This window comes from Allobosea sp. P1_A7 (genome assembly GCF_056406775.1).
Genome location: NZ_JBFTZN010000013.1, coordinates 1 through 18,962, shown reverse-complemented (window position 1 = coordinate 18,962; position 18,962 = coordinate 1). Strand labels below are relative to the sequence as shown.

The 18,962-nt window shown below is 64.8% G+C and carries 20 protein-coding genes; 4 read left to right on the top strand and 16 right to left on the bottom strand.

Annotation, left to right across the window (positions count from 1 at the left end; all coding sequences use genetic code 11):
- Window positions 1-41: 41 nt before the first annotated feature.
- Together AC1D34_RS03495 and AC1D34_RS03490 are read right to left on the bottom strand one after the other, a co-directional pair.
- Window positions 42-1,586: a VOC family protein gene (locus AC1D34_RS03495; RefSeq protein ID WP_476823487.1), complete on the bottom strand. Its 1,545-nt coding sequence runs from the start codon at window positions 1,584-1,586 to the stop codon at window positions 42-44.
- A 63-nt stretch (window positions 1,587-1,649) separates the two neighbouring features.
- The gene (locus tag AC1D34_RS03490) at window positions 1,650-2,144 is read right to left on the bottom strand and encodes a class I SAM-dependent methyltransferase (RefSeq protein WP_476823486.1); all 495 of its coding nucleotides are present in this window, start codon (window positions 2,142-2,144) and stop codon (window positions 1,650-1,652) included.
- 182 nt (window positions 2,145-2,326) lie between these two features.
- Between AC1D34_RS03490 and AC1D34_RS03485 the strand changes: the two genes are divergently transcribed.
- Window positions 2,327-3,307, top strand: a complete 981-nt coding sequence (locus AC1D34_RS03485) for a Bug family tripartite tricarboxylate transporter substrate binding protein (protein WP_476823485.1) — start codon at window positions 2,327-2,329, stop codon at window positions 3,305-3,307.
- A 23-nt stretch (window positions 3,308-3,330) separates the two neighbouring features.
- Here the strand turns inward: AC1D34_RS03485 and AC1D34_RS03480 are convergent, their stop codons facing one another.
- Both AC1D34_RS03480 and arfB read right to left on the bottom strand, forming a co-directional pair.
- Complete coding sequence (locus AC1D34_RS03480) at window positions 3,331-3,888, bottom strand: regulatory protein RecX (protein WP_441491626.1); 558 nt, start codon at window positions 3,886-3,888, stop codon at window positions 3,331-3,333.
- Window position 3,889: 1 nt separating this feature from the next.
- Window positions 3,890-4,309, bottom strand: coding sequence for an alternative ribosome rescue aminoacyl-tRNA hydrolase ArfB (gene arfB, locus AC1D34_RS03475; RefSeq protein ID WP_476823484.1), 420 nt, complete (start codon window positions 4,307-4,309; stop codon window positions 3,890-3,892).
- A 37-nt stretch (window positions 4,310-4,346) separates the two neighbouring features.
- Between arfB and mazG the strand changes: the two genes are divergently transcribed.
- Window positions 4,347-5,192 (top strand): nucleoside triphosphate pyrophosphohydrolase, encoded by an 846-nt coding sequence (gene mazG / locus AC1D34_RS03470; protein ID WP_476823483.1) that lies wholly within the window; start codon window positions 4,347-4,349, stop codon window positions 5,190-5,192.
- A 97-nt stretch (window positions 5,193-5,289) separates the two neighbouring features.
- On the opposite strand, the gene hflX is transcribed toward mazG, so the two are convergent.
- From hflX to dusB, 7 genes are all read right to left on the bottom strand, one after another.
- Complete coding sequence (gene hflX / locus AC1D34_RS03465; protein WP_476823510.1) at window positions 5,290-6,636, bottom strand: GTPase HflX; 1,347 nt, start codon at window positions 6,634-6,636, stop codon at window positions 5,290-5,292.
- A 43-nt stretch (window positions 6,637-6,679) separates the two neighbouring features.
- On the bottom strand, window positions 6,680-6,928 hold the full coding sequence (hfq, locus tag AC1D34_RS03460) for an RNA chaperone Hfq (protein WP_069880868.1): 249 nt from the start codon (window positions 6,926-6,928) through the stop codon (window positions 6,680-6,682).
- 213 nt (window positions 6,929-7,141) lie between these two features.
- Window positions 7,142-8,509: a nitrogen assimilation response regulator NtrX gene (gene ntrX / locus AC1D34_RS03455; protein WP_476823482.1), complete on the bottom strand. Its 1,368-nt coding sequence runs from the start codon at window positions 8,507-8,509 to the stop codon at window positions 7,142-7,144.
- Window positions 8,506-10,788 carry a sensor histidine kinase NtrY-like gene (locus AC1D34_RS03450; protein WP_441491629.1) on the bottom strand — a complete coding sequence of 761 codons (2,283 nt, stop codon included), beginning with the start codon at window positions 10,786-10,788 and terminating at the stop codon, window positions 8,506-8,508. Before AC1D34_RS03450 ends, ntrX begins: the two co-directional genes overlap by 4 nt.
- A gap of 130 nt (window positions 10,789-10,918) precedes the next feature.
- Window positions 10,919-12,370 (bottom strand): nitrogen regulation protein NR(I), encoded by a 1,452-nt coding sequence (ntrC, locus tag AC1D34_RS03445; RefSeq protein ID WP_441491630.1) that lies wholly within the window; start codon window positions 12,368-12,370, stop codon window positions 10,919-10,921.
- Window positions 12,371-12,388: 18 nt separating this feature from the next.
- On the bottom strand, window positions 12,389-13,474 hold the full coding sequence (locus tag AC1D34_RS03440) for a two-component system sensor histidine kinase NtrB (protein ID WP_069882745.1): 1,086 nt from the start codon (window positions 13,472-13,474) through the stop codon (window positions 12,389-12,391).
- A 73-nt stretch (window positions 13,475-13,547) separates the two neighbouring features.
- On the bottom strand, window positions 13,548-14,570 hold the full coding sequence (gene dusB, locus AC1D34_RS03435) for a tRNA dihydrouridine synthase DusB (RefSeq protein ID WP_441491631.1): 1,023 nt from the start codon (window positions 14,568-14,570) through the stop codon (window positions 13,548-13,550).
- 163 nt (window positions 14,571-14,733) lie between these two features.
- Between dusB and AC1D34_RS03430 the strand changes: the two genes are divergently transcribed.
- A complete protein-coding gene (locus AC1D34_RS03430; protein WP_476823481.1) occupies window positions 14,734-15,939 on the top strand; it encodes a bifunctional 2-C-methyl-D-erythritol 4-phosphate cytidylyltransferase/2-C-methyl-D-erythritol 2,4-cyclodiphosphate synthase in 1,206 nt (401 codons plus the stop codon).
- A gap of 11 nt (window positions 15,940-15,950) precedes the next feature.
- Complete coding sequence (locus AC1D34_RS03425) at window positions 15,951-16,448, top strand: CinA family protein (protein ID WP_441491633.1); 498 nt, start codon at window positions 15,951-15,953, stop codon at window positions 16,446-16,448.
- On the opposite strand, the gene AC1D34_RS03420 is transcribed toward AC1D34_RS03425, so the two are convergent.
- The 5 genes from AC1D34_RS03420 to AC1D34_RS03400 form a co-directional block, all read right to left on the bottom strand.
- Window positions 16,420-16,908 (bottom strand): type II toxin-antitoxin system RatA family toxin, encoded by a 489-nt coding sequence (locus AC1D34_RS03420; protein ID WP_441491634.1) that lies wholly within the window; start codon window positions 16,906-16,908, stop codon window positions 16,420-16,422. The genes AC1D34_RS03425 and AC1D34_RS03420 overlap by 29 nt on opposite strands.
- Before the next feature lie 14 nt (window positions 16,909-16,922).
- Window positions 16,923-17,927 (bottom strand): lipoyl synthase, encoded by a 1,005-nt coding sequence (gene lipA, locus AC1D34_RS03415; RefSeq protein WP_441491635.1) that lies wholly within the window; start codon window positions 17,925-17,927, stop codon window positions 16,923-16,925.
- 91 nt (window positions 17,928-18,018) lie between these two features.
- The gene (locus tag AC1D34_RS03410; RefSeq protein ID WP_069880860.1) at window positions 18,019-18,303 is read right to left on the bottom strand and encodes a GlsB/YeaQ/YmgE family stress response membrane protein; all 285 of its coding nucleotides are present in this window, start codon (window positions 18,301-18,303) and stop codon (window positions 18,019-18,021) included.
- A 71-nt stretch (window positions 18,304-18,374) separates the two neighbouring features.
- Window positions 18,375-18,719: a GlsB/YeaQ/YmgE family stress response membrane protein gene (locus tag AC1D34_RS03405; RefSeq protein WP_441491636.1), complete on the bottom strand. Its 345-nt coding sequence runs from the start codon at window positions 18,717-18,719 to the stop codon at window positions 18,375-18,377.
- A gap of 47 nt (window positions 18,720-18,766) precedes the next feature.
- Window positions 18,767-18,958 carry a GlsB/YeaQ/YmgE family stress response membrane protein gene (locus AC1D34_RS03400; protein ID WP_476823509.1) on the bottom strand — a complete coding sequence of 64 codons (192 nt, stop codon included), beginning with the start codon at window positions 18,956-18,958 and terminating at the stop codon, window positions 18,767-18,769.
- Between the last annotated feature and the right edge of the window lie 4 nt (window positions 18,959-18,962).

The following is an 18,962-nucleotide window of genomic DNA, read 5'->3' as shown; positions in this document are numbered from 1 at the left end:
AAGGGTTTGCCTGCAATTCATTCAGCTCTTGCCGAGGATCTTCAGCGTGCCGCCAGCCAGACCTTGGCGGCGGCCGCATCGGCCTCCGATAGCTCATGTCCAGCTGGGATCACTTGCGCCTCGACCTGGGCGCCGGCTTGCCTCAGCCGCGCTTCCAGCTCCGCTGCATGCACACCAAAGGGATCGGAAGCCCCGGCCAGGATCAGGATATCCGCCCCCGCAAGATCGGTCTCCTGCGGCAGTTCGAGCACGTTCATCGCGCGCAGCAGGATGGCCCGGCGGATCAGGCCGGGATGGATCTGCAACATCGCGGCAAGGAAGTTCGCGCCGTTGGAATAGCCGAGATAAATCGTGCGTGCCGGATCCAGCCCGTAACCCTTTGTCGCACTCTCGACGAAGGCCGCGAAGGCGGCGGCCTCGGCACGAATATCGGCCTGGTCGAATTCGGTCGGCGACGATCGGCGAAACCAGCGTGCTGTGCCCTCCTCCGTGCTGCGTCCACGCACGCCGAGCAAGGTCCCTTCCGGCGCGATCCGGTGCGCCAGCGGCATCAGATCCGCCTCGTTGCCGCCGGTGCCATGGAGCAGCACGAGAGTGCTGCCGTCCGTCGTTGCGGGCACATGGAAACGGTGCACGAAGGGCAGATCGCGATAGGTCATGCGCGGTTCTCCCGGCAGGGAGAATTGCGGCAGCACGACACGGATCTCGGAAGCCCGGCTGCCATCGGATGGAGGAACCATCAGGCTGGTTCCAAGCCTGTCCTCGGGCTCGTCGACCGTAAATCCCGGGCCGTCGCTCGCCAGTTCGATCAGGGTGCCGCCGGGTTCGCGGACATAGAGAGAGGTGAAGTATTTTCTGTCGTGAAGCGTGGTGACCGAGGAATTGAGGCGTGCCAGAGAACTTTCGATGGCCTTCACTGCGGCCTCGTCCCTCGCCCGGAAGGCGACATGGTCCGCGATGCCCGTGCCTGGAGCTCCGGGCCAGAACCCGCCGGCATCGCGGATATCGATGACGTCGCCACTATCGGACACCATGCGCTGAACAGCGGTCGTGGCCGCGGCCGGCCGGTAGCCGAAGCGTGCGACGAAGGCGGCCGTTTCCTCCCGCGTTTCAGACAGAATGGTTGCGCCGCGGACCCGGCGGATCGCATCCTCGGGGGCGATCCCGGGCGCCTGCCATGGCGCCGCAGCCGCCATATCCGTACCCACGAGCTTCACGATCACCCCGTCGGCGTCGCGCAAACGCAAGACGGGCTCGCCGAATTCCTGCTTCGGTCCCTCAGTGGGCACACGCTGCGTCAGTGCCCGCGTCAGCCAGAAGCCGATGCTCGCCGGTGGCACGGCCAGCGCGATCTCGCTCACCTGCCCATGTCCGACCCGACCTGGCGAGCCGTCCTGCCAGACGAGAAAGGTGACCAGCGAGCCAGGCGAACCCAGGCGGTCGCCGTAGAACATGTGGAGTTGCTCCGCATCCTCGTAGCCGCCGGTCTGCTTGACGAGGCGCAGGCCGAGGAAGCCGACATAGAAATCGACATTGGCCTGCGCATCGCGGGTGATCAGCGTGAGGTGGTGGATGCCTCCGGTCATGTCGTCTCCTCAGACAGGTCCCGCCTCGGCCATAAGATAAGCTCAGGCTTGCAAGCGCGCGCTTTATGGAGCCGCGCGGCGATAGGCGAAGTAGCGCCCTTCCGGGATCCCATCGGGGAGCRAAACGGCAACCAGTGCAGGATGCTCAAGATCGGAGCCGCTGATGATGAGTGCATCGTCCTGCGCGAGTGCGGCAACATGCTCCGGCAACCAGGCCAGATGGACACGGTCGCGTTCCGACACACCTGTTGTGGCGTCGACATGGATCAGGGCGGCACTGCGGCCATGGCGCTCCACGAAGTCCGGTAGCGTCTTTGCCATGTCGCCGAGCACCAGCGCGCTCTCCGGAGGCATCGAACGCGGATTGGCCATGGCCTCACGGTCGAAGGCATAGATCTCCCGCTTCGGCAGGATTTCGCGCAGATGATCGTATGTCCGGCCATTGCCGAGGCCAAGCTCGAGCACGAGCCCATTGCGGTTGGTGACGGACTCTGCCGCCCAGTCGAGGATGCGGCGCTGGGCTTCGAGGCGGCGGATAAAACTGTCGAGGCGGCTCATGAAAAGCGTCTGTCTCCGGCATCGGCGCAATCGCAATTGCGGGCTTCGCATCGGCCAAATGGCTTGCTTGTCATTTGCTGCGGCCGATGCCCTAATCCATTTAGATGCATACAGAATGCCGCAATGGCATCGCGTCAATGGCCATCAAGAGCCTGGTTTCGTTTCAGGGAGGACGAGCATTCATGATCAAGTCTAGCTGGCTCATCGCGCTTGCGGTATCCGCGGGTTTCGGCGTGGCGGCCACTGCTCCGGCGCAGGCCCAGGCCTGGCCGCAGAAACCCATCACCTTCATCGTGCCATTSCCGGCCGGCGGCGGCACCGATGCCTTTGCCAGGCCGATCGCCGCCCAGCTCGAGCAGCAGCTCGGGCAGCGCATCATCATCGACAATCGTGGTGGCGCCGGCGGCACGGTGGGCGCTTCGGCAGCGGCGCGGATGGCTCCGGACGGCTACACCTTCTTTGTCGGAGCCGCGCATCATGCGATTGCGCCTGCGCTCTATCCGAAGCTCGACTACAATATCCAGACCGATTTTGTTCCGGTCGGCGTCATCGCCCAGCCGCCCCAGGTCGTCGTCGTCCATCCGGGCAAGGTCCAGGCCAAGACGCTGGCCGAGCTGATCGACTACGCCAGGAAAAATCCCGACAAACTCAACTACGCATCAGCCGGAAACGGCACGACGCACCATCTTGCAGGTGAGCTCTTCAAGCTCGTCACCAAGACCAACCTGACCCATGTTCCCTACCGCGGCGCCGGACCGGCAATGCAGGATCTGGTCGCTGGCCAGGTCGATGTGATGTTCGACGGGCTTGGCTCCTCGGCCGCACAGGTGCAAAGCGGTGCGCTGCGTGCCCTGGCGGTCGCCGCCCCGGCGCGCTCGGATGCCATTCCCGACGTTCCGACCGCCAAGGAGGCCGGCCTTGACGGTTACGAGGTCGCGACCTGGTACGCCATCTGGGCGCCGAAGAACACGCCGGACGACATCGTGACGCGCATGCGCGGCGAGATCGAGAAGGCGCTGAAGGCTCCGATGATCACCGAGGCCTGGAAGAAGAACGGCTCCACGATTCCTGCGATCTACGGGGCCGATTTCGGCAAGTTCGTCACAGCTGAAGTGGCGCGCTGGGGCAAGGTCGTCGACGACGCCAAGATCAAGCTCGACTGAGGCGGCCTTCCCGGAAATGGCGTTCAGCCTTCGTCGCCCGCGCCGTCGATCACGGCGCGGGCGATTGTCATCGTAAAGCCAGCCCGGGCGAGCGCCGCGAGATCCTTCTGGCGGTTCTCGGCACGGTCCCTGCGGCTCCAGGGCCCAAGCCGCTTGCGTCGGGCGGCGATCCGCGCCGCAGCCAGTTCCTCATCCTCGGTGGCGCGGCTCACCTCCGCGACCAGCTCGCGTCCGACGCCTTTGGCCGCAAGTCGCGCGGCAACGGCGCGAGCGGACTGTCCCTTTCGGCGCAAGGTTGCCGCCCGTCCTTCCGCAAAGCGCTTGTCATCGACCAGCCCTGCCGCAACGCAGCGCGCTACCGTTTCATCGATGAGTGCGGCGAAGGATCGGGGTTCGTCGCCGTGGTGGCGGCAGCTCATCATCACCTTGCGCTGGAGGACCCGGTGCAACTGCCCGGCTGGGGCCGAGTAGCGTTCGAGGTAATGCATCGCCGCACGCTGCAGATAATCGGCACTGATCCGCCGTGGCGGTTTGCGCGGACTGGCGCTGCGCGGGGCGCCGGCCCCATTGGCACCGCTCATTCTAGTCCAGACCAGGTTTCGATCGTGCCGACTTGATCGATGAACGCCGGTCCTTGCTTTGCAGGCGGCGCTCCTTCGATGCCTTTGTCGGCTTGGTCGGCCGGCGTGTCTCGGGGCGGACCGCGGCCTCGCGGATCATGTCCAGCAGGCGCTCCAACGCCTCCTCACGATTGCGCTTCTGGCTCCTCTGCGCCTGGGCGACGATGACGATGACTCCGTCCTGCGTCAGCCTGCTGCCCGCGATCTTCATCAGCCGGATCGCCACATCATYCGGCAGGGACGGAGATCGGCGCGCATCGAATTTCAACTGGACCGCGCTCGATACCTTGTTGACATGCTGCCCTCCTGGCCCGGAGGAGCGCACGAAACTTTCCTCGAGCTCGCTCTCGTCGAGGGTAATGGACGGGGTGACTTGAATCATGGGAGGACGGTAGCTCAACCTCCGGAGAATTGCAGCGTTGAAGCCCTCTCGCGATATTGCCCGGCTGATCGAGATCATGGTGGCGCTAAGGGCGCCCGGCACCGGCTGCCCCTGGGATCTGGAGCAGGACTTTGCTTCGATCGCCCCTTACACGGTCGAGGAGGCCTATGAGGTCGCCGACGCGATCGCGCGCGGTGACAAGATCGATCTCAAGGACGAACTCGGGGATCTGCTGCTGCAGGTGGTCTTCCATTCGCGCATGGCCGAGGAAGAGGGCTCCTTCTCCTTTCCCGATGTGGTCGAGGCGATCACCAGCAAGCTGATCCGCCGCCACCCGCATGTCTTCGGCGATGCGCGAGACCTCTCGCCGGCCGAGGTCAAGGCGCTCTGGCACCGCATCAAGGCGCAGGAGAAGGCCGACAAGGCCGCAGCCCACCGCGCTGCCGGGCTGCCCGAGGCCAGCGAGGACAGGGGCGTTCTCGCCGGCGTTCCCCATACATTGCCCGCTCTCACCCGCGCCTGGAAGCTCCAGGCCAAGGCCTCGACCGTCGGATTCGACTGGAACGATGCCAGGCTCGTTCTGGACAAGATCCGCGAGGAAACGGCGGAGATCGAGGAGGCCCTTGCCGGCGGCAGCAAGGAGGCCATCCGGGAGGAGATCGGAGACCTGCTCTTCGTCGTCGCCAATCTGGCGCGTCATGTCGATGCCGACCCCGAAGGGTGCCTCAACGCGGCCAACACCAAGTTCGAACGCCGGTTCCGGGGGATCGAAAACGCCCTTGCCACCGAGGGCCGGGACGTGAAGGATGCGACGCTCGACGAACTGGAAGCGCTCTGGCAGGCGGTAAAGCGCATGGAAAAGGCGAAGGCCGGCGCTGGCTAGAGCGTCGGCCCGAGAGGTAGATTGCGGTTTTCGGGAAAGCCGATGCAAACACGGAAGGTCAGGTCACCGGACCCGATGTGATATCCGGTCCGGTAGTCTAACCTTGGCGTTCTGCCTGGGGAAAACGCGCCCCAAACGCCCCTTCCCGCTCGGGCGGGAGCCGCACGGTCAAGGCGAGGGCGCCGTCCTCCGCATCCTCGCGGCTGAGGACCTCGCCATTGGTGTGCAGCCAGGCAAGCGACTTGCCGTCGCCGGGCTCGAGCGTGAGCCGGTAGACCGGCCGGCTGCGCGCGATGCGGGTTTCGATCGCGTCGGTCAGGCGGTCAACGCCTTCGCCCGTCAAAGCTGAAACCAGGACGGGACGTGACGCAACCGGCCTGAGCTCTGCCAGCGCAAGCTGCCGGTCGTGCTCGTCTCCGACAAGCAGGTCGGCCTTGTTCCAGACCTCGACGACCCGCTGTCCATCATCGGGATCGATCCCGAGGTCCCTCAGGATGGCCTGCACATCGGCAGCCTGGGCCTGCGTATCGTCATGAGCGAGGTCACGCACATGCAGCAGCACATTGGCTTCGATCGCATCCTCAAGCGTGGCCCGGAAGGCCGCGATGAGCTGGGTCGGCAGGTCCGAGATGAACCCGACGGTGTCTGAGAGCATGATGCGGGCACCATGCGGCAGCTTGATTGCGCGCGCGGTCGGGTCGAGCGTCGCAAACGGCATGTCCTGGGCCAGGACGTCGGCCGAGGTCAGTCGATTGAACAGCGTCGACTTTCCAGCGTTGGTGTAGCCAACCAGCGCAACAACCGGGTAAGGCACGCGTTTCCGGCTGGCACGATGCAGTGAGCGAGTACGTTTCACTGTATCGAGATCGCGCTCGATCTTGGTCATCCGCTCCTGGATGACGCGCCGGTCGGCCTCGATCTGCGTCTCGCCGGGACCGCCAAGGAAGCCGAAGCCGCCACGCTGGCGTTCCAGGTGGGTCCAGGACCGCACCAGGCGGCTCTTCTGGTAATTGAGGTGGGCGAGTTCGACCTGCAGCGCGCCCTCCTTGGTGCGGGCGCGCCGTCCGAAGATCTCAAGGATCAGGCCGGTTCGGTCGATGACCTTGCAGCCCCAGGCCTTTTCAAGATTGCGCTGTTGCACCGGCGACAGCGCGCAATCCATCACGACGAGGCCGATCTCCTCGTTGGTGATGCGCTCGGCGATCTCTTCGACCTTGCCCTTGCCGAGATAGGTCGCCGGTCTCAGCGCCGTCAGCAGCGCAGAGATGGGCTCCACTACGAAAAGATCGATCGCAGCCGCAAGTCCCACCGCCTCGTCCAGCCGCGCGGCGAAGGAGCGTTGATTCGCATCCGCCGCCGCGCCGCGGCGCTGCAGGTAAGGGCCGATGACGAAGGCACGGGTATTGGCCGCGATGTCGCGCTCGATCTCGTCGAGCGGCTTCATCCCGGCCGGTACGTCGTCCGTGCCCGAGCGCCCTGCCACGGCCTCAGGCCTTGTCCGTTTCCTCAGGCTCGAAGAGCTGAACCGGATGGCCGGGCATAATGGTCGAGATGGCATGCTTGTAGACGAGCTGCGAATGTCCGTCGCGACGGAGCAGCACGCAGAAATTGTCGAACCAGGTGACGACGCCCTGCAGCTTCACGCCGTTGACGAGGAAAATCGTCAGCGGAATTTTCTGCTTGCGGACGTGGTTGAGGAAGGTGTCCTGAAGGTTTTGAGCCCGCTCTGCGGCCATGTTCAGCCCCTGTTGTTGGGATCGCGCTTCGGGTTGCGTTGGCGATCCAATTCGTTCCGTTCAGCGTCCGGCCGAGCGCCGGGGCATTTCGGAACACCGATAAGGTCATTAGACCGCGTGCATATGCTGCAATGCAAGTGGTTCGACAGGCATGCGCAGCAGATAGTCCTGCGTTCGACGCAGGCGCACATGCAGATCGCGCCTGCCTCTCCGTCAGCCGACCCCGAGMGACTTCAGCTTGCGGTGCAGGGCTGAGCGCTCCATGCCGATAAATTCGGCCGTGCGTGAGATATTTCCGGAGAAGCGAGCGATCTGTGCGATCAGATACTCGCGCTCGAAAATCTCGCGCGCATCGCGCAGTGGCAGGCTCATCAAGCGTTCGCCGCCAGACCCCGACGGCGTCGTCGGGACCATGGCGCCCACCTCGGCGGGCAGCATCTCGATGGTGATGTCGGCGCTCGGATCCCCCTTGGTCAGAATCATCAGCCGTTCGACATTGTTGCGCAGTTCGCGGACGTTACCAGGCCATTCATGCGACTGCAGAACCGCCATCGCGTCGCCGCCGATTCTGCGCTTCGGCAGGCCGGTCGCGACCGAGATCTGGTCCATGAAGAACTCGATCAGTTCTGGCACGTCCTCGCGCCGCTCGGAGAGTGACGGCACGCGCACCGGCACCACGCTCAGCCGATGATAGAGATCCTCGCGGAAGCGCCCGTCGGCGATCAACTGGGCGAGATCGCGGCTGGTCGATGAAATGATGCGGACATCGACATGGACGCGCGTCGCGCCGCCGACGCGCTGAAAATTCTGATCGACGAGAACGCGCAGGATACGGTTCTGCGTCTCTCGCGGCATGTCGCCGATTTCGTCGATATAGAGCGAACCGCCGTGAGCTTCCTCGAGCGCCCCGACCCGGCGGGAACGGCCCTCCCCGCCCTCGACGCCAAAGAGCTCCTCCTCCATCGTTTCCGGCGTGATCGTCGCTGCGTTGATGACGATGAAGGGGCCGGTCGACCGGCTGGAGGCCTCGTGCAGGGTCCGGGCGGCCAGCTCCTTGCCGCATCCGGGCTCGCMGGTGATCAACACGCGCGCATTGGTGGGCGCGACGCGGTCGATGGTCTGGCGCAACTGGTTGACGACGGTCGACTTGCCGACGATCCGGCTTGCCTGCACCGAGCGCGTCTTCAGTTCGCGCACTTCGCGCCGCAGTCGCGACGCTTCGAGCGCGCGCTCGGCGACCAGGATCAGCCGGTCGGCCTTGAACGGCTTCTCGATGAAGTCATAGGCACCGCTCTTGATGGCGGACACCGCGGTCTCGATGTTGCCGTGACCGGAGATCATCACCACCGCAAGGTCCGGATGACTCTCCTTGATCAGGTCGAGCACCTGCAAGCCGTCGAGCCGGCTGCCCTGCAGCCAGATGTCGAGAAAGACCAGGTTCGGCCGGCGGGCCGCGATCGCCGCCAGAGCCTCGTCCGCCGATCCCGCCTTGCGCGTGCGGTAGCCCTCGTCCTCGAGCAGGCCGGAAACCAGTTCCCGGATGTCGACTTCGTCGTCTACGACCAGAATGTCAGCGCTCATTCCTGAGTTCCGTTCTGCTTGTTCATGGCGATATCGGCGGGCTTGCCACCGGCTTCGGCATCATCGGGTTGCTGCTCCGGCCCGGCTTGGGGGAACCAGAGCCTGACGCGCGCGCCGCGTCCGCCTTCATGGACGTCCGGTCGGTCGAGCAGTTCGATGCCCCCGCCATGGTCCTCGAGGATCTTGCCGACGATCGCGAGACCGAGCCCGGTGCCGCCCTCGCGTGTCGTCATATAGGGTTCTAGCAGCTTCTGGCGCTGATCGATGGGCAGGCCTTTGCCGTTATCGATGACGTCGATGATGATCAAGCCATCGTCGCGACGCTGGAAAGAGACATCGATCCTGCCGGGGCCGCGTTGGTCCATCGGCAAGGCTTCGATCGCTTCGGTGGCGTTCTTGATGACATTCGTGAGCGCCTGGGACATCAGCCGGCGGTCGAACTGCGCCAGAACAGGCTCCGCCGGCAGATCCTCCGACAGCGTCAGCTCCGGATTGCCGACACGCATCAGGAAGACGATCTGGCGCACCGTCTCGACGATGTCCTCACGCTCCAACGAGGGCTTCGGCATGCGCGCAAAGGAGGAGAACTCGTCGACCATGCGCCGGATATCCTCGACTTGGCGCACGATCGTCGCCGTGCATTGCTCGAAGATCTCTTTGTCGTCGACGATCACGCGCCCGAACTTGCGCCGGATGCGCTCGGCCGAGAGCTGGATTGGTGTCAGCGGATTCTTGATTTCATGGGCAATGCGCCGTGCGACGTCGGCCCAAGCCGCGGTGCGCTGCGCCGAGACCAGATCGGTTATGTCATCCAGCGTCACGACAAGACCTGCGCCAGCTCCCTCGCCTTCACGCACGGCGCGGACATTGACCATGCGGTCATGGCCGGCACGCGTGATCGCAATCTGACCGGAGCTTTGTCTCTGCCGATTATGCAGCGCTTCGGCAACGAATCCTGCGATTTCGGGGGCGACCTGACCGATCGGCTCGCCCAGCAAACGGCCGCCGGCGCCAAGCAGGATCTCCGCAGAGCGGTTCATGATGGTGATGTGGCCGTCGGCATCGAGGCCGAGCACGCCGGAGGATACACCCGACAGGACCGTTTCGGTGAAGCGCCGTCGTCGATCGATAACTTCGCTGGCCGTGACCAGCCCGTCGCGCTGCCGGCGCAGCTCCGCCGTCATCTTGTTGAAGGTTTCACCGAGATGGGCAAGGTCGCCCTCCGATCGTCGTATCGGGACCTGGACATAGAAATTGCCGCTGGAGACCTGGTCGGTCGCGTGGATCATGCGTCGGATCGGCGCCACGAGCCCGTTGGCGAAACTGAGTCCGATCCAGATCGCCGAAAGCAGCAGGATGACGGCGATCAGGGCATACATCGAGGCAAAGGCGATCTGCACGCCCTTCCGGCGTGCATCGATCGAGAGATACTCGACGGCGGCGCCACGGGCGACGGCCGGAAACTCGACGGCGAGCGGGTTCACCTCACGGGCGACATAGAGGAAAGCGTTGTCGTAGGTCGGCAGCTTGACCAGCGCGCCGAAGATGCGCCCGGTCGAGGGCAGCACACAGATCGGCTCGGGCGAGGATTGCGCATCCTCGAACGCGGCTTCATCGGGTTTTGGCGCATCGCGCAGCACATCGATATTCGCCCTGACAAGCACCGTCGCCGGCGGGCGCATGATCGTGGCGACCGGCACGCCGAGCGCCGTGGCACGGGCTGTCAGGAAGTTCTCGAACCATTTGCGGTCGGCATCGAAGGCAGGTTTCGCCCGCGTCAGATCGTCCGCCAGCACACGGATTTCGCGGCCGAGCGACTGGCACTGGCCCGCCGCATAGGCGTCGGCGACCTCTACCGATTTGAAGATGGCATCGCGCATCCGATCCGAGAACCAGGGCTCGAGGCCGCGTTCGATGGTAACGGTCGCGATCACCGCCACGAGCACCGCCGGCAAGGCGGCAATGATGCTGAACAGGCCGACGATGCGGACATGCAACCCGGCGGCCGCAGCCCCGGCACGCCTTGCCCGGATCAGCACCGCCGTCTCGAATGCGACGATGATCAGCAGCAGCAGGATCAGGAAGCCGTTGAGCACGAAGACGCCGATGACGACCTCGTGCACCGGCACGATGGGAGTCGCGCCGGACAGGACGAGGAACGTCACCAGTGCCGAGACGAGCGCGAACACGACGACGAGGGCCCCGAGCCAGCCCGAGACGCGTCGCGGCGTATCCTCGCCACGCGGCGTGATCCTGATATCGCTGATGGAGGCGGTCACTCTGTCTCAACAACTCCGCGAAAGCCGGACGCAAGGGTGCCCGGCTCGGCGCACTGATGCGCCGCCGCAACGGTGTTGTCAAAATATGACATATGAAAGGCAGGAAACCGCTGCCCCGCCTTACAAAGGCTCAGCGGGGCGAGCGGACCACCTGCATGTCGAGTTCCCGAATCTTCTTGCGCAGGGTGTTGCGATTGAGCCCGAGCAGCTCGGCTGCGCGGATCTGGTTGCCGCGGGTTGCGGCAAGCGCAGCGGCGATCAATGGCGGTTCGACCTCGCGCAAGATACGGTGATAGAGGCCGGGTGGCGGGATATTGTCGCCGAACCCTCCGAAATACTGACCGAGATGACGCTCGACCGAACCGGACAAGGTCTCCGCCCGCTCCGGCCCCGAGCTATGGGCGAAGCTCGAGGTTGCGGAGGCCGGCTGCAGTTCGGCCTCTACGATCGGTGCGGTGATCGTCTCCTGTGGATAGAGGGCAGCGAGGCGCCGGACGAGATTTTCCAGTTCGCGGACATTGCCCGGCCAGCGATAGCGCCGCATCACGTCCATCGCTTCCGAATCGATCTGCTTGCGCGGCAACCCTTCCTTCTCGACCAGCGAGAAGAAGTGCCGAACGAGATCCGGAATGTCTTCGACCCGCTCGCGCAGCGGCGGCAGCCTGATCGGCACGACGTTGAGCCGGAAGAACAGATCCTCGCGGAACAGTCCCTGCGCGATCGAGATACGCAAATCCTTGTTGGTCGCCGCCACGATCCGGACATTCGTCCTGATCGGCGTGCGTCCACCGACCGTCGTGTATTCGCCCTGCTGCAGCACTCGCAGGAGCCGCGTCTGGGCCTCCATCGGCATGTCACCGATTTCGTCGAGGAAGAGCGTGCCGCCCTCGGCTTGCTCGAAGCGGCCGGAAGAGCGGGTGAGTGCGCCGGTGAAGGCGCCCTTCTCATGGCCGAACAGTTCGGATTCGATCAGGTCCTTCGGAATGGCGGCCATGTTGATGGCGACGAAGGGACCGTTGCGGCGCTTGCCGTAATCGTGGAGCGCGCGGGCAACCAACTCCTTGCCTGTGCCGGACTCGCCGTTGATCATCACGGTGAGATCGATCGGCATCAGCCTCGCGAGCGCCCGGTAGACGTCCTGCATGGCGGGCGAACGGCCGATCAGCGGAATGTCATCGGGTTCGGCCGCGGCATTGGCACGTCCGCCATCGCCGCGCGGCCGCGAGAGGGCTCTCCCGACGATCGCGACGAGTTCCTTCAGATCGAAGGGCTTCGGCAGATATTCATAAGCGCCGCGCTCGGACGCCTTGATCGCGGTCATGAAGGTGTTCTGCGCGCTCATCACGATGATCGGCAGGTCGGGTCTCACCCGCTTGATGCGCGGCAGCAGATCGAAGGCGTTCCCGTCGGGCATCACCACGTCGGTGATGATGAGATCGCCCAGCCCTTGCGCTGCCCAGGTCCAGAGTGTCGCCGCCTGTCCTGTCGTCCGGACCTCGTACCCGGCCCGCGCGAGGGCCTGGTTGAGCACCGTGCGGATCGCGGCGTCGTCGTCGGCGATAAGAATGTTACCGGTGGGCATTCAATTATCCTGTGAACCTCAAGCGCTCCGTGTGGGACGCGCTTCATGCAGGGGCAGAAGAATCCGGAATGTCGTGCGCCGCGGCACAGACTCGCATTCGACGATTCCGCCGTGGTCGCCGATCACCTTCGCTACGAGTGCAAGTCCAAGGCCACTGCCCTGAGCCTTGGTGGTGACGAAGGGATCGAACAGATGCGGCAGCAGGTCGTGAGGCACGCCGGGGCCGTTGTCGCGGATGCCGATCTCCAGCGGTAGTGCGATCCGGCTTGCCGAGCCGGCATGCTGCATGCGGATGCCGGGGCGATAGGCCGTGGTCAGTGTGATCTCGCCATCAATCGCATGTTCACCAATGGCTTCCGCCGCATTCTTCATCAGGTTCAGCAGAACCTGGACCAGCTGATCTCGGTTGCCGGCGACCGGCGGCAGTGAAGGGTCGTAAACCTCGTTGAAGCGGATGTGCCTGGCAAAGCCCGATTGGGCCAGCCGTTTCACATGGTCCAGCACGTCATGGACATTGACCGGCCCGCGCTCACTCGGGCGTTCATCGCCAAACAGCTCGACACGCTCGACAAGCTTCACGATCCGGTCGGCCTCGTCGCAGATCAGCTGGGTCAGCATCCGATCGCTGTCAGGCACCGAGGCTTCAAGAAGCTGCGCCGCACCACGAATGCCGGAGAGCGGGTTCTTGATCTCGTGTGCGAGCATCGCGCCGAGCGCGGTGATGGAGCGGGCTGCTCCTCGATGCGTCAGCTGTCTGTCCATTTTTTCGGCAATTGTTCGTTCTTGCAGCATCAGCACGACGGCTTCGCTCTGATTGGGCAAGGGCGAGGCAAAAACATCGACGATGCGCTCGATGCCGATCCGGGGCGAGCCCAGATCCAGCCGGTACTCGGTGACGCTGGCGCCGCGCCGCTGCACATCCTCCACCAGGGACAGCACGGGGGAGCCAAAGGCGATCACATCGTCGAGACGCTGGCGCTTGAGCACGACCACGCTCGACTGGAAGAAGTCTTCAGCCGCCGTGTTGGCGTAAAGAATGCCGTGCCCTTCGCCGATGACGAGCACCGGCATGGGCAGGACATTCAGCGCCTGCATTTCCACCATATCGAGCAAGGTCAGATCCCGCTCATCGCCAACCTCGTCGGCAAACGCCATCGCCATACGCAATCGTCCTCGCTCAGGCTGCCTCGCGGCTGCATTCAGTGGAAAACAAGGCAGCCAGCGCGCGCAGGGCCTGATGAGGATCATCCGTGGTCAAGAGCGCGCGACGTTGTTCGGGGTCGGGGGCGCAGCCGGTTGCGACCGCCTCATCGGCATAGGCGGCCAGATGCTTACGGGCATGACGCACGCCCTGCTCGCGGCCGAGCAGGGCCAGCAGGCCCTCGTAGTGTTCCTGCGCGACCGCATGCTTCTGTGCTGCGCTCAACTCCGTCACCTGGCGTCCGGCGAGTGCGTCGCCCACCGCGCCGACAAGCCAGGGCCGCCCCAGAGCCGCGCGTCCGACCATGACGAAATTCGCGCCCGAGCGCTCAAGGCATGCCTCGGCATCGGCGACGCCATGAATGTCGCCATTGGCAACGAGCGGGAAATCACCGGTTTCGCGCACGGCCTGAATCGCGCGCCAGTCGGCGACACCCTTGTAGAATTGCTGCCGCGTGCGGCCATGGACCGTGATCATCGCGGCGCCGGCGGATATGGCGCGGTGCGCCAGCTCGGGCGCGTTGCGGGACGCGTCATCCCAGCCGAGCCGCATTTTCACCGTCACCGGAATGTTCACGGAACTGACCGCCGCCTCGACAAGCGAAAGCGCATGGTCGAGATCGCGCATCAGCGCCGAACCGGCCCAGCCGCCCGTCACGCGCTTGGCGGGGCAGCCCATATTGATGTCGACGATCTGCGCCCCGGTTGCTTCGGCCAGCCGGGCAGCCTCTCCGAGCCAGTGCGGATCGCAGCCGGCAAGCTGGACGACATGCGGGAAGACCCCTGCCCCCTCGGCGCGCAACCGGGCCTCTTCGCTGCCGCGCACGAATTCGTCGGATGCGACCATTTCTGAGACGACGAGCCCCGCACCGAATCGCGCAGCGATGCGACGCATCACGACGTCGGTGACGCCCGACATCGGCGCCAGAAAGGCTCGGGAGGCGATCGCAACCCCGGCAATGCCGGAGAGTTCGTCGCCCGATTTTGAGGCAATATCCATTGTGGCTATTTATTGGACATTGCTGCATCAGCGCAAGGGATTTCGAACCAATGCTGCAATGCAATATCGACGCAGCCCGGAACGGATGGTCGCAGCGCTTCGCGCCGCACTTGGCGATTGCATAACCGGCGACTATCAACCGGGCTCTAGCTGGAGCCTTGCCGTGTCGTCCGAAACAGTGACAAGTCTTCCGTCGGTGGCGGCCCTCGTCGTTGCGGCGGGGCGCGGCCTGCGTGCCGGCGGAGACTTGCCAAAGCAATATCGCCTTCTCGCCGGCCTGCCAGTCCTGCGGCGAACCCTGCTTCCATTGCTGGCTGAGCGGGCAATATCCCATGTCGTGGTCGTCATCGGGACCGGTGATGAGGCCTGCTATGCCGATGCTGTCGCAGGCTTCTCGTCCGGCAAGCTGCTCGGCCCGGTCACGGGGGGCGCGACCCGGCAGGACTCGGTGCGACTTGGCCTGCGGGCATTGGCAGCATCAGGATTCGAGGGAACCGTGCTGGTCCATGATGCAGCCAGACCGTTCGCGTCCCGAAACTTGATCGAGCGCGCAATCGAAGCCGCGCAGAGCGGTTCGGCTTCTATCCCTGCCCTGCCGGTCACCGACACGATCAAGCGTGTGGACGGCAAGGGACAGATCATCGAGACACCGCCGCGCGACCAGCTCGTCAGCGTGCAGACGCCCCAGGCCTTTGCCTTCCGCTCGTTGCTGGCAGCCCATGAGGCGGCAGCTGCCGCAGCTGTCACCGGTCTCACCGACGATGCCGCCCTGATCGAATGGGCGGGCCATGCGGTCACGACCTTCCCTGGAGAGGCCATGAACGTGAAGCTGACGCATCCCGAGGATTTTGTGCTGGCGGAAGAGAGGCTCCGCAGGCAGCTGACCACCCGGGTCGGTACCGGCTATGATGTCCACGCCTTCACCGATGGCGATCATGTCTGGCTCGGTGGTGTCCGCATTCCGCACTCGCGCGGTGTGCGAGCCCATTCCGACGGCGACGTTGCGTTGCACGCCTTGACCGATGCCATTCTCGGGGCGCTGGCGGATGGCGATATCGGCACGCATTTCCCGCCGAGCGATCCGCAATGGCGCGGGGCCTCATCCGACCGCTTTCTCGCATTTGCCGCCGAGCGCGTCAGCGGGCGCGGCGGCGTGATCGACCATCTCGATCTCAGCATCGTTTGCGAGGCACCGAAGGTCGGCCCCTATCGCGAGCAGATTCGGGCGCGGATCGCCGAAGTCACGGGTGTGCGGCTTGACCAGGTTGGGCTCAAGGCGACGACATCGGAACGCATGGGCTTTACCGGTCGCGGCGAAGGGCTGGCGGCCTTGGCAACAGCCACGCTGCGCCTGCCCAACGACGAGTAGGGGCAACCACCATGTTCGATTCCGAGATCACCGCACTGGCCATCGACGTTCTGACGATCTGCCGTGATCGTGGACTGAGCGTCGCGACGGTCGAGTCCTGCACAGGTGGGCTCGTCTCGGGCGCACTGACCGCAATCCCGGGCTCGTCGGACGTCGTCAATGGCGGGCTGGTGACCTATTCGAACGCCGCCAAGACTGCATTGGCAGGCGTGAGTGCGACGCTGATCGACAGCTACGGTGCGGTCAGCGAGCCGGTTGCCCGCGCCATGGCGGAGGGCGGCCGCGCGGTGCTCAAGGCCGATCTCTCCGTCGCGGTCACCGGCGTTGCCGGGCCGGGCGGAGGCAGCGCCGCCAAACCCGTCGGGCTCGTCCATTTCGGCTGCGCGTCAACCGCGTTGACCACGCATCGGGAAAAGCGCTTCGGCGATCAGGGGAGAGACGAAATCCGCCGCCTCTCGGTCATCGAGGCGCTCGAGATGCTCAAGCAGGCGGCGCTGAGCCATCGGTGACCGTGGTCCGGGCACGGCCATAGACCAGGTCGGCCCGCCTCTCGAAAGCCTCGGCGAACTTGCGAAAGGCCTTGTCGAACATCGTACCCATCAGCAGGCCGAGCATGCGGCTGGCGAACTCATAGGAGATGAAGAAGGCGATCTCGCAGCCTCCGTCCATCGCCTTGAAGCTCCAGCGGTTCTCGAGATGTCGGAACGGGCCGTCGACATACTCGACAAGGATCTTCAGGTTGGCAGGATCAAGCGTGACACGACTGGTGAAGGTCTCGCGGATCGCCTTGTAGCCGACCGTCATGTCGGCCATCAGCACCTCGCCGCCGCCTTCGCGCGGCGTCCGGCGTCGTACCACCAAGCCTTCGCAAAGCGGCAGGAACTGGGGGTATTTCTCGACATCCGCCACGAGCGCGAACATCCGCTCCGGCGAGTGCTTCACCCGGCGGGTGCTGTTGAACATCGGCATGAGATGCTACGCGCTCAACCGCCGAGCTTGGCTGCGCGGGCGTCCCTCAACCGCGCGAAATCCTCACCCGCGTGATGCGAGGACCGCGTCAGCGGCGTCGAGGACACCATCAGGAAGCCCTTCACATAGGCGATCGCCTCGAAACCCTTGAATTCGTCGGGCGTGACGAAGCGGATCACCGCGTGATGTTTGCGCGAGGGCGCGAGGTATTGGCCGATGGTCATGAAATCGACGTCGGCCGAGCGCAGGTCGTCCATCAGCTGAAGGATCTCGTTCCGCTCCTCGCCGAGACCGACCATGATGCCGGACTTGGTGAAGATGGTGGGGTCGAGTTCCTTCACACGCTGCAGCAGGCGCAGCGAATGGAAGTAGCGCGCGCCGGGGCGCACCTTCAGGTACTTGCCGGGCACCGTTTCGAGATTGTGGTTGAACACGTCCGGCTTGGCCGCGACCACCACTTCGAGCGCGCCGGGCTTGCGCAGGAAATCCGGCGTCAGGATTTCGATCGTCGTGCCGGGCGAAGCCTCGCGGATCGCGCGGATCACGCGGGCGAAATGCTCCGCACCACCGTCATCGAGATCATCGCGGTCGACCGAGGTGATGACGACATGCTCGAGGCCGAGCTTGGCCACGGCTTCGGCGACCTTGCGCGGCTCCTCCTGGTCGAGCGGCTGGGGCACGCCTGTCTTGACGTTGCAGAAGGCGCAGGCCCGCGTGCAGGTGTCACCCATGATCATGAAGGTGGCGTGCTTCTTTTCCCAGCACTCGCCGATATTCGGGCAGCCCGCTTCTTCGCAGACCGTGACGAGCTTGTTCTCCTTCACGATCTTCTGCGTTTCTGCCCATTTCGGTGAGCCGGGCGCCTTCACCCTGATCCAGTCCGGCTTGCGAAGGACGGGATTCTCCGGGCGCTTCTGCTTCTCGGGATGGCGCAACTCGGCCGCAGGTTTGGCATCCGCCTTGGGATTGCCGACATTGGGCCGCGGGTCGCGGTTCAGAAGATCGAGAACGAGAGCCATGTCGTTTCCAGTCACCCGGCGCCTGCAAGAGGCGCCAATTTGCTCTAGCTAATCTGCATCAGGCCCGGCGGCAACCTGACCGGAGGTCGCGTCAGGCTGCAGGTTTCCGCAACGCGTTCCAGATCACGATCACCACGCAGGCGCCCGCGATGGCCGCGACCAGGGTGCGAGGGAAGCCGTGGATCGGGATGTCGAGCAGCTCGGCCAGGCGGCTGCCGACGAAGGAGCCTGCCACGCCCACCAGCATGTTGGTGAAGAGGCCGTGATCGGACGACGTGATGCGCTCCGCGATCCAGCCGGCGAGCAGGCCGATCAGCAGTGTCGCGAAGAAGCCGTAGCCGGGCGTGCCGAGTGCGGCGTAGATGGGGCTATCCATGATCCGTCGTCCCTTTCGTCAGCCTGCAGGATGAATCCGTCGGACAGGCCGGGGACGGCCTGCACCGGTCGTCATGCGATGAACCTGGCCAGCAGCACCACGAGGATCGCGCCGAGCACCGCCATTGCCGCCTCGTCGAGAAAGGCGTGTCCGGTCCGCACCCGCCAGCCGGTGATCCGCACCAGCCCCTGCCCGACCAGCATGCCGAGCACTCCGACAACGGCGTGACGGATCAGCCCGCCACCGCCCACCACGAGGCTGGCGACGAAGCCCGTCACGGTCCCGAGCAGGATCGTCGGCGCGAGCGCCCGCCAATCCAATGGCAGGCCGCGACCAGGAGGCAGGACTTCGACCTTGTCATCGGGGATGACGCGGTCGTGACCACGGGATTTGCGCGTGCGCGGGCGTGTCGTCATCGCTGGGATATGCCCTCGCACAGCGCGAGTTTCCAGACCGGGAAATGTCAGGCGATCAGACGCGCCAGCAGCACCACGACGATGGCGCCGATCGTCGCCGTGATGATCTGCGAGACCAGCGGGTTGCCGATGCCGAGATTCACGCCAATCGCCGAGAGCAGAAAGCTTCCGACGAAGGCGCCGATCAGGCCGGTGATGATGTAGCGGACAAGCCCGGCCGGTGATGATGTAGCGGACAAGCCC

Bases quoted from the DNA above. Each gene is read 5' to 3' on its own strand.
- AC1D34_RS03425 (WP_441491633.1), top strand. From the start codon at position 15,951: ATGTTCGATTCCGAGATCACCGCACTGGCCATCGACGTTCTGACGATC.
- AC1D34_RS03480 (WP_441491626.1), bottom strand. From the start codon at position 3,888: ATGAGCGGTGCCAATGGGGCCGGCGCCCCGCGCAGCGCCAGTCCGCGC.
- AC1D34_RS03410 (WP_069880860.1), bottom strand. From the start codon at position 18,303: ATGGATAGCCCCATCTACGCCGCACTCGGCACGCCCGGCTACGGCTTC.
- ntrC (WP_441491630.1), bottom strand. From the start codon at position 12,370: ATGCCCACCGGTAACATTCTTATCGCCGACGACGACGCCGCGATCCGC.
- AC1D34_RS03440 (WP_069882745.1), bottom strand. From the start codon at position 13,474: ATGGTGGAAATGCAGGCGCTGAATGTCCTGCCCATGCCGGTGCTCGTC.
- AC1D34_RS03405 (WP_441491636.1), bottom strand. From the start codon at position 18,719: ATGACGACACGCCCGCGCACGCGCAAATCCCGTGGTCACGACCGCGTC.
- lipA (WP_441491635.1), bottom strand. From the start codon at position 17,927: ATGGCTCTCGTTCTCGATCTTCTGAACCGCGACCCGCGGCCCAATGTC.
- hflX (WP_476823510.1), bottom strand. From the start codon at position 6,636: ATGAAGCCGCTCGACGAGATCGAGCGCGACATCGCGGCCAATACCCGT.
- dusB (WP_441491631.1), bottom strand. From the start codon at position 14,570: ATGGATATTGCCTCAAAATCGGGCGACGAACTCTCCGGCATTGCCGGG.
- AC1D34_RS03495 (WP_476823487.1), bottom strand. From the start codon at position 1,586: ATGACCGGAGGCATCCACCACCTCACGCTGATCACCCGCGATGCGCAG.
- hfq (WP_069880868.1), bottom strand. From the start codon at position 6,928: ATGGCCGCAGAGCGGGCTCAAAACCTTCAGGACACCTTCCTCAACCAC.
- AC1D34_RS03420 (WP_441491634.1), bottom strand. From the start codon at position 16,908: ATGCCGATGTTCAACAGCACCCGCCGGGTGAAGCACTCGCCGGAGCGG.